At 26.5% G+C, this 11,591-nt stretch carries 11 protein-coding genes; all 11 read left to right on the top strand.

Going from position 1 to position 11,591, the window contains the following annotated elements; all coding sequences use genetic code 11:
• Positions 1–131 precede the first annotated feature (131 nt).
• Positions 132–1,637 (top strand): DUF445 family protein, encoded by a 1,506-nt coding sequence (locus ACYUEW_RS13955; protein WP_003488000.1) that lies wholly within the window; start codon positions 132–134, stop codon positions 1,635–1,637.
• A 150-nt stretch (positions 1,638–1,787) separates the two neighbouring features.
• Positions 1,788–2,582: a TatD family hydrolase gene (locus tag ACYUEW_RS13950; RefSeq protein ID WP_003487999.1), complete on the top strand. Its 795-nt coding sequence runs from the start codon at positions 1,788–1,790 to the stop codon at positions 2,580–2,582.
• 227 nt (positions 2,583–2,809) lie between these two features.
• A complete protein-coding gene (locus ACYUEW_RS13945) occupies positions 2,810–3,868 on the top strand; it encodes a 3D domain-containing protein (protein ID WP_003487998.1) in 1,059 nt (352 codons plus the stop codon).
• A 72-nt stretch (positions 3,869–3,940) separates the two neighbouring features.
• Complete coding sequence (gene rnmV / locus ACYUEW_RS13940; RefSeq protein WP_003356126.1) at positions 3,941–4,486, top strand: ribonuclease M5; 546 nt, start codon at positions 3,941–3,943, stop codon at positions 4,484–4,486.
• A 1-nt stretch (position 4,487) separates the two neighbouring features.
• Positions 4,488–5,315, top strand: a complete 828-nt coding sequence (rsmA, locus tag ACYUEW_RS13935) for a 16S rRNA (adenine(1518)-N(6)/adenine(1519)-N(6))-dimethyltransferase RsmA (RefSeq protein ID WP_460276960.1) — start codon at positions 4,488–4,490, stop codon at positions 5,313–5,315.
• Between the two features lie 78 nt (positions 5,316–5,393).
• On the top strand, positions 5,394–6,686 hold the full coding sequence (locus ACYUEW_RS13930; protein ID WP_003487993.1) for a hypothetical protein: 1,293 nt from the start codon (positions 5,394–5,396) through the stop codon (positions 6,684–6,686).
• Between the two features lie 161 nt (positions 6,687–6,847).
• A complete protein-coding gene (locus tag ACYUEW_RS13925; protein WP_003487991.1) occupies positions 6,848–7,435 on the top strand; it encodes a hypothetical protein in 588 nt (195 codons plus the stop codon).
• A 167-nt stretch (positions 7,436–7,602) separates the two neighbouring features.
• Positions 7,603–8,436, top strand: a complete 834-nt coding sequence (locus ACYUEW_RS13920) for a hypothetical protein (protein WP_042385972.1) — start codon at positions 7,603–7,605, stop codon at positions 8,434–8,436.
• A gap of 167 nt (positions 8,437–8,603) precedes the next feature.
• Positions 8,604–9,665: an efflux RND transporter periplasmic adaptor subunit gene (locus tag ACYUEW_RS13915; RefSeq protein ID WP_265203772.1), complete on the top strand. Its 1,062-nt coding sequence runs from the start codon at positions 8,604–8,606 to the stop codon at positions 9,663–9,665.
• Positions 9,666–9,675: 10 nt separating this feature from the next.
• Positions 9,676–10,371, top strand: coding sequence for an ABC transporter ATP-binding protein (locus ACYUEW_RS13910; RefSeq protein ID WP_003487983.1), 696 nt, complete (start codon positions 9,676–9,678; stop codon positions 10,369–10,371).
• On the top strand, positions 10,368–11,576 hold the full coding sequence (locus ACYUEW_RS13905; protein WP_003487981.1) for an ABC transporter permease: 1,209 nt from the start codon (positions 10,368–10,370) through the stop codon (positions 11,574–11,576). The genes ACYUEW_RS13910 and ACYUEW_RS13905 overlap by 4 nt, the downstream gene beginning before the upstream one ends.
• The last annotated feature ends 15 nt before the right edge of the window (positions 11,577–11,591 follow it).

Raw genomic sequence — 11,591 nt, 5'->3', positions numbered from 1 at the left:
AGCTGTTGACAAATAAAGTTTGTTAGCAGCTTTGTTTTCGGTACATAATATATTGAAAGTAGTAAATTTACAATTTATAATTTATTTTGTAATATATTATCATAAAATATTAAAGTGAGGAGTTTGAAAAAATGAAATTTTTAATAGCATCAATAATAGGTGGAATAATAGGTTATCTTACTAATTGGATAGCTATAAAGATGTTATTTAGACCCTATGAAGAAAAAAAAATATTCGGTATGAAGGTTCCATTTACACCAGGACTTATTCCAAAAGAAAAAACTAGAATAGCAAAAAGTGTAGGTAATGCTATAGGAGAGCATTTATTATCTAGTGAGATTATCGTAAAGTCTTTATGTAGTGAAAATATGAATAACAGACTTAAAATTTGGATAAGACAAAAGGTATATTCTTTAATCACAACAAAAAAAACTTTGGAAGATAAATTTAAAGAGTTTTTAGATTATAAATATGAGTATTTTATAACTGCTTTAAAAACAAGTTTAAGTAAGTTAACTATTAACAATTTAAAAAATGAAAAGAATAGAGACAAAATGAAAGAAATTATAAAAATTAAGTTAGATAAGATATTATCTCTTAATGGTAACCATATTACTAATAATCACATATATAAACAAATAAAAGCAAGTTTAATAAATAATACAAATGAGTATTTAAAGTCAGATAATTTTAAACATGTTTTAAAAAGCTTAATCATAGAAAATATAAAGGATGAGGAAGTTTTAAATAAAAAAATAGGTGATATAATCCCTAGTAACTTTAGTTCAAATATAAAAGTATATGTTTATAGAAAGAAAGATAATTTATCAAATTACATAAATGAAATGCTTAAAGAAGAAGAAAATATAAATAAATTAAAAAATATATTAAAAGAAGTTATAAATAATAATGTAAATTCTTTTATGTCAATGTTTGTAGACATAAATGCTATATCAGATAAAACAATTGTATTTTTAGAAGAATACTTACAAAGGGAAGAAACTAAAGAAGAAATGGTATCTTTAGTAAATAAAAGTATAGACAAAATCTTAGATACAGATTTACAGGATATTATAGAAAATATACCAGAAAACAATAAGGATGTAATTGTGGATGAAACAGTAGATATATTATGCGAAAAATTCCAAAATACTGAGATGATTTTAGAAATAATAGAAAAAATAGAAAGTCATATTCAGGGGAAAAGTTCTTTAAATGACATAATAGAAAAAATAAATATAGATCCATATAAATTTATAAATAGTATTATAGATAAATTTATAGATAGTGAAAATTTTGAAGTTATAATTAATAATTTGATAAGTGATATAATTGAAAACTTTATGAAGACACCTATATACGAATTAACTCAAGGAAATGAAGAAGGAATATTAAATACTAGTTACCAAATGGTAAAAAATGTATATAATAGATTCATAGAAAACCAAGCAGAAGAGGTTATATCAATCCTTGATATAGCTAGTATTGTAGAAGATAGAATAAATGAGTTTGATGTTTATTTGGCTGAAGAAATAATATTGGAAATATCTAGCAAAGAGTTAAAAGCAATAACTTGGTTGGGAGGATTATTAGGTGCTTTAATAGGAATTTTATCTCCTATATTAAGTAAAATATAATTAATTTTCCAGTCAATTTTAATTTCTAAAAATAATCGCTTTGACTAATTTAAAAATTTTAATTATAATATATAGAAAATGAAAAATTATTAAGAATATATTAATAAAGTTTAAAGAAAAAATAAAATATTGGGATTTGGAGGCAATTCTATGAAAAAATATAGAATATTTGATGCTCATGCCCATTATGATGATGAAGCTTTTGATGAAGATAGAAGTGAAGTTATAAAAGAACTTGAAGAATTCGGCATATTAGGAGTATTAAATTGTGGTTCTTCTTTAGATACTTCTAAAACATCAGTAGAGTTGAGCAACAAATATAATTTCTTTTATGCAGCAGTAGGAGTGCATCCAGAAAATGCAGAAGAAATTAATGAAAAAACCTTAAAGGAAATAGAAAGACTATCAGAAAATGAGAAAGTAAAAGCTATAGGAGAAATAGGACTAGACTATTATTATGAAGAAAATCCTAAGCGGGATATTCAAATAAAAGCTTTTAAAAAGCAAATGGAATTAGCAGAAAAATTAAACTTACCTGTAGTGATACATGATAGAGATGCGCATAAAGATACATTAGATATTATAAAACAATTTTCTAATGTAAAAGGAGAAGTGCATTGTTTTTCAGGTAGTGTAGAGTTTGCTAAGCAATGTGTAGATTTAGGATATTATATAGGGGTTACAGGAGTGGTAACTTTTAAAAATGCTAAAAAAATAGTAGAAGTTATAAAAAGTGTTCCAATGGATAGAATCTTAGTTGAAACTGATTGCCCATATATGGCTCCTACTCCTTTAAGAGGTAAAAGAAACAGATCTGAGTATATAAAATATATGATAGATAAGATAGCAGAAATAAAAGAAATAAGTTCTGAAGAAGTAACTTCACAAATATTAATTAATATAAAAGATTTATTTAGTATAGATGTTATAAAAAATAAGTATTAAAAATATGAGAAATATTAATAATAATTTTGAATTTCTCATATATTTTAAATAAATTTATTTTGAAATATTCCACCGATACCCTTTATTTAAAAAGCAATTATATAATAATTTTTATATATATAATATGCACAAAGGCTGCATTACTAACCAAAAAGCATGAGCAAATTTGACAGATTTAAATATACCGAATATAATAGCAATGTTGCTCTTGCCCGAAGGAGGTTTTTATGGTGGAAAAATTAAAGAAGAAAATTAAAGAACATTTTTCCAATGGTCCTAAGGCAATTCTGATTGTTGTAGTAATCTTAATGATATCGAGCATAATAATTACTAATATGAGAAAAACAATAATTGTTTCAATAGACGGAAAAGAAAGCCAAAAAATTACAACATTTAAAAAAACATATGCAGAAGCCTTAATGTCGAAAAATATACAAGTAGGACCAAAGGACAAAGTTCAGCCTAAATTAGAGGCTGAAATTAAAGACGGAAGCAAATTAAGCATAAAGAAAGCAGTTAAAGTTAATGTAGAAGTTGATGGTAAGAAATTAGCTATTCAATCTGCAGAAAATAACATAGGAAATATGCTAAAAAAAGAGGGGATACAAGTTAAAAAACTTGATAAAGTAACCCCAAGTAAAGAAGAAAAAATAAAAAAAGGATTGAAAGTAACAGTTACAAGAGTAGAAGAAAAAGTAGTAAAGAGCAAAAAAAATATGGATTATGAAACAGTAGTTAAAGAAGATGATTCCCTTGAAAAAGGTGACAAAAAAGTCATAAGGGAAGGACAAAGTGGAGAGAAAGAAGTAGCAATAAAAGTAGTTTATGAAGATGGAAAAGAAAAAGTAAGAAAAGTAGTATCAGAAAGCATAAAAAAACAACCAGTATCTAAGGTAGTTGCAATGGGAACTAAGGTTACAAATGTTAACACTCTTTCTAGAGGAGGAAGTGTTACTGGTACACCAAGTGGTAGATCATTAAGAATGAGAGCTACAGCATATACATCAAGTTATGAAGATACAGGTAAGAGTCCTGGAAGTCCTGATTTTGGAGTTACAGCTACAGGAACTACAGCAAGAAGAAATTCAGGAGGATATAGTTCAATAGCAGTAGATCCAAGGGTAATACCTTTAGGAACAAAACTGTTTGTTGAGGGGTATGGATATGCTATAGCAGAGGATACTGGCGGAGCAATAAAAGGAAATGTTATTGATTTATATTTTGATTCCAATGTTGAAGTATCAAATTGGGGTTCAAGGTGGGTAAATGTTTATATTCTAGATTAATTTAAGTAGGAGCGTTAGCTCCTATTTTTTTCTATTAAAAATATTATATAATAGTTATATTGGAGGGATATTATGATTAAGGAAGTTATAGTAGTAGAGGGAAGAGATGATATTACAGCAGTAAAAAGAGCAGTAGATGCAGAGATGATAGCGGTGGGTGGATTTGGAATAAATTCTAAGGTTATAAAAAAAATAAGAGAAGCTCAGAAAAGGCAAGGGGTAATAGTATTAACAGATCCTGATTATGCAGGGGAAAAGATAAGAAAATATATATGTAATAGGGTTAAGGGAGTAAAGCATGCTTATATATCACAGGAAGAAGGAACCAAGGAAGATGATATAGGAGTAGAAAATGCAGCTCCAGAAGCTATAATAAGAGCATTAAATTTAGCTAAATGTGAAGTTAAGCAAGAGAGAAAAGAATTTGATATGAATGATATGATATTTTTTAAATTAACAGCAAATGAAGAGTCAAAAGAAAGAAGAGAAAAACTAGGGATGGCTTTAGGAATAGGATATTGCAATACTAATCAGTTTATAAAAAGACTTAACAATTTTGGTATAACAAAAGAAGAATTTATAAAGGCTATAAAAGATTTAGATAAGGGGAATGAATAATATGAATACAAAGGAAATAGTTAATAAATATGAATTTAAGTTTAATAAAAATTTAGGACAAAATTTTTTAGTAGATGAATCTGTATTGGAAGATATAATAGAGGGAGCGGAAATAAGCAAAGAAGATACTGTTATAGAAATAGGTCCTGGAGTTGGAACTTTAACTAAAGAGCTTTTAGAAAAGGCAAAAGAAGTTTATTCTATAGAATTAGATGGTGATTTAATACCTATCTTGAAAGAAGAGTTAAAGGAGTATAATAATTTTACACTAATACATAAAGATGCATTAAAAATTGATTTTAATGGGTTGATGGAAAATAAGGATTCCATAAAATTAGTAGCCAATTTACCTTATTATGTAACCACACCTATTATATCAAGATTACTTACAGAAAAATGTGATTTTAAATCACTAACCATAATGATTCAAAAGGAAGTAGCGGAAAGAATAAATGCTGAACCTAACTGCAAGGAGTATGGTTCATTAACCGTTTTGGTACAATATTATTGCGATACAAAAATAATAAGAAGAGTATCTCCAAATTGTTTTATACCAAGACCTAAAGTAGATTCTATAGTTATAAAATTAGATAAACTTTCAGAACCAAGAGTAAAGGTGAAAAGTGAAAAATTATTTTTTAATGTAGTAAGAAGTTCATTTAATATGAGAAGAAAAACTTTATGGAATTCATTAAAAAGTTTAAATATAGATAAAGAAAATATGGAAAATGCTTTTGAAAGAGCAGGGATAGATTCAAAGCGAAGGGGAGAGACTTTATCTATAGAGGAATTTGGAAAACTTTCAGATTGTATATATGATATATTATAATTTAAATAATTAAGTTCACTTTTTGTAAGATAACTCATATATTATATTGAATAATTATATTTGGGGGTACAATAAAAAGTGGCACAGAAAAAGAATTATAGTAGATACTTTATAATATTAGAGGAAGATGAAAAAGGATACTCTTTAGGTGTTGATAAATCCGCATCAGGATATGTAAAATTAGAAAATAAAAATGGCAAGTGCAAAATATCTTATTATGTTCAAAATATAAAAAAACAATCTTCACCTTACCACATGGTTTTAATATGCAATAAAAAAGGAAGCAAAGATATAATAAAAATAGGGGAAATGAACATAGATGAATATGGAAGAGCAGACATATGTTATGAATATCCAGTAGACAACATAGGAAATTGTGGAATAAATGCAGATAAAATATCAGGAGCAGCAATAGTAAAATTTTTAGATTCAAATATAATATCTGTTATGAGCGGATTCTCAACAACGGACATACCAGCATGGAAGTCATTTAGTATTATAGAAAGTAAGGAGAGAAAAAAGGAAGATATAAAAGAAGAAAAGGTTAATAAAACAATATTTGATAAATATGAGGAAACTATAGAAGAAATAAAAACTAAAGATAATAATACCAATAAGGATGGAGATAATAAAGTAAAATCAGTACAGGAACATAAAGAAAAAAATTTACACAGCGAAAATAGAGAAAAAGGTAAAGATATAAAAGAATCTAATGGAAAAGATTTAGATAGTGAAGATAGAGAAAAAGGTAGAGATATAAAAGAATCTAATGGAAAAGATTTAGATAGTGAAGACAGAGAAAAAGATAAAAATATAAAAGAATCTGATGAAAAAGATTTAGATAGTGAAGACAGAGAAAAAGGTAAAGATATAGAAAAATCTAATGAAAAAGATTTAGAAAAAACAAAGAAACCTATAGGAAAAAATGAATATAAAAAAAGAAATAAGCAAAATACTCCTATTGGGTTAGAGGGTAAGTATTTCAGATCTTTAGTAGAGGACTTAGATAGTGTAGATAATATAACTGATGAAATAAAGAATTGTATTTGGTATAAAATAGATGCTAAAGATGAAGATGATATGAGAAATACCTGTAATTATGATAAGTTTATGGTTTTATATAATCCTATGTTAGGATATTATTCTTATATAAAAAAACATGGACATTATATTTTAGGTTATAAGTGCGATAGTTCAGGTAATATGAAATACTTAGTATATGGAATCCCCGGAGACAAAACTAGAAAAGACCAACCATTTAAAGGTAAATCAGGATTTGTGACTTGGATTGAAAGCAAAGAAAATAATTTAGGATATTGGCTAATGTTTTATGACTATAAAACTAATAATATATTAATACCTGTTAAATAGAGGCATGTTAATACATGTCTCTGTTTTTATTTATGTTATTTTTTATAATATATTAATATTTTAAGAAGTAATAATAAAATTATTTTTAAAGCATATATATGATATATAAGTAGCCATATGGAGGTGAAGAGTCACTTAATTATATAATATAAGTGATTTATATGAAGGTATTAATTATAAATAAGAAAAGATTTGGTGTAACAATGATAATAATTGGATTAATGCTAATACTTTTTGGGTTAGAAAAAAACTTTGATAGTAGACTAAAAATAGCAGCTTTAATTCATAACAATGTATCTTCTTTTAAAGAGTATAATATATTAAATGGGAAGATTTCATATAAACTTCCTTCTAACTGGGAAATAAATGAAGAGATTATTAATGGAGAAGATATAATTTATAGCAATTCTTTTATGGATAAAAAAAATAATATGCAGGGATTTATACAACTATGGAATTATAAAGGTGATTTAAAAACATTCATTAAACATAGTAAAGAAGTATCAGAGAAACAACAAATAGATTATACAAAATATAGTCTTGTACCCATAGACATTAATAATATAAAAGGATATTTAGCTCAATATTCTATATTAAAAGAAAATGAAGAATATGTAGCTTATGAATATTTTTTAAAATTGGAAGAAAGATTTATTAGAGTTTCATTTTTTGTACCAGAAAAATATCATCAAGAAAGTATAGAAACTGTATTTAATACTATATTGAAAAATATTGTTTACAAACATTAAAAACTAATTATATTAAAATTGATATGCTCCCCTTAAGGTAGACAGATTAAAAATCTGTTATCGCCAAGGGAAGCATTTTTGTACATATAAGAACTAAATACACATCAGAAGAAAAGTATGTTATAATGTTGTTGTATTTTAATAAAGTTGTATGGAGGTATAATTAATTGCTCTATAATAAGAAAAAATTTATTTTATTATTTGTAATTTTTGTTTTATCTTTTTCTATTACAGGATGTAATAGTATAGATAAAATGAAGTTAAAATTAGGTCTTAAAAATAATGATTTTGAATATATAAAAGAAAATAAAGTTCAGAAAATAATAATACAAAATACTAGAGATAAAGGTTTTAGATTTGTAATTACAGATAAAAAGGCTATAAAAGAATTGTATGATATTTTATCATCAGCTAAGCCAGTAAATACAAAATCTTCTTTAGAGCCAGATTATATATTTGAAATGGATGAGGCAGGGAATAAAGCTTATAAGTTTAATTACATAGCTGGATTAGATAAAAAGGAAGCAGGAAACCTATATAGTCAAGATAAAATTTACATAGTATCTAAAAGAATAGATAATGATATAATAAAAAGTTTTTGGACTATAAGAAAACCTAAAGATTTCAAATATGTATATTACAATTCTATAGTAGAAGTACTAAAAAAGGAAAATATAAATAAAAGTAATAAAAATAAGGTAGGTATAAATATTAAAGATGATGTAGATATTGCTAAATTCATATTATCTACTGATTTAGAAGAGTTTAAAATTGAATTAAAAAATAATTTTAATAATGTAGAACTTATTAAAGATAATAATGTCAATCATGACATAGAAGTTAATGTGGATACAGAAGGTTACAAATCTACTATGTATAAAGCAGTAATTAAAATTAGTAATAAGAAGAAAAGAACAGAAAAGAAATACTATATTGTAGATGAGTATAAGAATAACAGATGGAATATAAATATATATAATGAAAAACCGGAGAATTTTTGATAAAAGATTCTTCCCAGACCCCATGCAATGCATGGGGTTTTGTAAAAATTTAATTAATTTTGGGATTAATTTTTAAAATTATCTTATTTTTCCCTTTTATGTATTTAATAAATAAAGTTTATAAATTATAATTAAATAAATATATAATATTTTTATAGGAGGCAAATATGAAAAAGAAGACTATAATAATTACCGGGGCAATATTAGTAATTGGCTTGTTTTTAATTTTAGGAGTTTTTAAAAGCAAAAAAAATAGTAACATAAGTGTAAAGACTATTAAAGTAACTAAAGGAAATGTAGAATCATATCTATCAACAACAGGTGATGTAGTGTCCAAAAATAAAAAAGAATACTTAGGTGGACAAGCAAAGATTAAGAAAGTTAATGTTAAAGTTGGAGATAAAGTAAAAAAAGGACAATCTTTATTAAACTTTGATATGTCTGAATTAGAAAATGACAGACAAGTGGCTCAAATGGAATATGACAATGCTATTTCACAAAAGAAGGCATTAAAGTCTGAAAAAAATTCTGAGCAAAATAAAATGAATTCTATAACAAGTAGCCAAATTGAACAAGTAGAAAATTCTGTTCGATTAGCTGAATTAAAATTAGAATCTGTTAATGATAAAATAAATGAAAGTGAAGAAACCATTGCTGATATTGATGGTATAGTAACAGAGGTTAATGCACAGGCAGGCGGAATAAGTGCAGGACAAGGACAACCTTTAGTAGTAGTTGAAAATGTAGATGACTTAAAAGTAGCCGTATCTTTAGGTAAATATGATTCTACAAAGGTTAAAAAAGGAATGAAAGTGTTTGTTAAAAATGATGACAAAAAGTATGAAGCAAAAGTAGATTTTATAGCCCCTACAGCGAAAAAGACTATTAAGGAAGCAGGGGGCGGAAATGACACTACATTAGATTGCGAAATATATCTTTCTAAAAATAATTCTAAGGACTTAAGAGTTGGTTTTGACGTAGATGTAGATATACTATTAGGAGAATCAAAAAATGTATTAAAAATACCATTAGAAAGTATAAAAACAGATAAATATAATAAATCACATGTATATGTTGTAGAAGAAGGAAAAGTTAAAGAAAAACCAGTACAGTTAGGAACACAGTCAGATATGGAAGCTGAAATTATAAGTGGATTAAAATCAGGAGAAAAGGTTATATTAAATCCTAATACTTCAATTAAAACAGGTGTTAGTGTACAAGAAAAGTAGGTGATAAAAATTGTTAACAGTTAAAGATATAGAAAAAACTTATAATACAGGAGAAATAAGTTTTAAAGCTTTAAAGGGAATATCTTTAAAAATAGAAAAAGGAGAATTTACATCTATAATGGGTCCATCTGGTTCTGGTAAATCTACATTCATGAATATATTAGGATGTCTAGATAAAATGGACAAGGGTGAATACATATTAAATGGTAAAGATGTAACGGATTTAACAGAAAACGATTTAGCTTATGTTAGAAATAAAGAAATAGGGTTTGTTTTTCAGGCATTTAATTTATTACCTAGGATGACAATATTAGATAACGTGGAATTACCAATGGTTTATGCTGGAGTACCATTGAAAGAAAGAAAAGAGCGTGCATTAAGCGCTTTAGAGAGAGTGGGACTTATAGATAGAATAAATCATAGACCTAATGAAATATCTGGTGGTCAAAAACAAAGGGTTGCTATAGCTAGAGCTATAGTAAACAATCCATCTGTTATAATGGCGGATGAACCTACAGGAAATTTGGATACAAAGTCATCATTAGATATAATGAGGATTTTTCAAAATCTAAATGAAGAAGGTTCTACTATAATAATGGTAACTCATGAACCGGATATTGCTAAATACACTAAAAGAGTAGTTAAATTTAGAGATGGCCATATAGTATCAGATGAAAAAGTTTTAAATAGGGAGATAGTAGAATGAAATTTTTAGAAAATTTGAAAATGGCTTTAGATAGCATAAAATCAAATAAAATGCGATCTTTTTTAACTATGCTAGGCATAATTATAGGAATAAGCTCTGTTATAACCATAGTATCTTTAGGAAAAGGTGGACAAAATACTATAACTGGCGAATTTGAAAAAATAGGATCTGCTACAGTAAGTATAAAAGTAGATGAATCAAAGGCAAGCAGTAATGATTATATAAAGCAAGAAGATGTTGATATAATAAGGGATAAAGTAGAAAAGGTTAAATATGTTGCACCAATAGTTTCAAGACCTGGATCTGTAACAGAAGGAACAAAAAATAAAAAATTATATATAGATGGTTCAACTCCAGATGTACAGTATGTTACTAATGCTGAAATGGTTTATGGAAGGTTTTTCAATGAGGGAGAACATGTAGAAGGTAAACCTGTAGTTATAATAGATGAAAGATCAGCAAGAAATATTTTTGGAACAGAGGATGTAGTTGGAAGGAAACTAAAAATAAATGCTAAAACATCTAGTAAACAGGCTACTGTTATAGGTGTTAGTAAATCAGAGTCAGGACCTTTTTCTGGGGGCGGTGAGGATAGTCCTATATTTTTAACGTGTCCTATAAATTTTTTAAAAGATTTATATCCTGAGGATTTTACTATAGGTAATCTATATGTTATAGCAACAGATAAAAATGATACTGAAGAAGCTGGAGTTATGGCTAAAAATATATTAGAAAATAGACATCATAATAAAGGAAAAGATATGTATAAAGTTGAAAACATGTTAAAACAATTAGATGAAGTAAATAAAGTTATAGGAATATTTACTACATTTATTGGAGCAGTAGCAGCTATATCCTTATTAGTCGGTGGTATAGGCGTTATGAATATAATGCTAGTATCTGTTACGGAAAGAACTAGAGAAATAGGTATAAGAAAATCATTAGGTGCCACTACGAAAAATATATTAGTACAGTTCCTAACAGAATCAGTAATAATATCTTTAATAGGTGGGCTTATAGGTATGATATTAGGTATAGTATTTGCAGAAATTATAGGAAAGTTTGTAAAGATATCTCCATCAGTATCTATAGCAGCTATACTCATAGCTATATTATTTTCTTCTTCTGTAGGAATATTTTTTGGTATATACCCAGCCAAAAAAGCAGCAAAGCTAAATCCAATAGATGCATTAAGATATGAATAAAGTTTAGGGCATTTG

This window comes from Clostridium sp. CTA-1, from assembly GCF_054768215.1.
The sequence above is the reverse complement of the archived record's forward strand: the minus strand, read 5'-3'. Positions and strand labels throughout refer to the sequence as shown.

What these genes read in the sequence shown, in the direction of transcription:
- ACYUEW_RS13955 (WP_003488000.1), top strand. Translation starts at nt 132, where the DNA reads ATGAAATTTTTAATAGCATCAATAATAGGTGGAATAATAGGTTATCTT.
- ACYUEW_RS13925 (WP_003487991.1), top strand. Translation starts at nt 6,848, where the DNA reads ATGAAGGTATTAATTATAAATAAGAAAAGATTTGGTGTAACAATGATA.
- ACYUEW_RS13905 (WP_003487981.1), top strand. Translation starts at nt 10,368, where the DNA reads ATGAAATTTTTAGAAAATTTGAAAATGGCTTTAGATAGCATAAAATCA.
- ACYUEW_RS13945 (WP_003487998.1), top strand. Translation starts at nt 2,810, where the DNA reads ATGGTGGAAAAATTAAAGAAGAAAATTAAAGAACATTTTTCCAATGGT.
- ACYUEW_RS13950 (WP_003487999.1), top strand. Translation starts at nt 1,788, where the DNA reads ATGAAAAAATATAGAATATTTGATGCTCATGCCCATTATGATGATGAA.
- ACYUEW_RS13915 (WP_265203772.1), top strand. Translation starts at nt 8,604, where the DNA reads ATGAAAAAGAAGACTATAATAATTACCGGGGCAATATTAGTAATTGGC.
- rsmA (WP_460276960.1), top strand. Translation starts at nt 4,488, where the DNA reads ATGAATACAAAGGAAATAGTTAATAAATATGAATTTAAGTTTAATAAA.
- rnmV (WP_003356126.1), top strand. Translation starts at nt 3,941, where the DNA reads ATGATTAAGGAAGTTATAGTAGTAGAGGGAAGAGATGATATTACAGCA.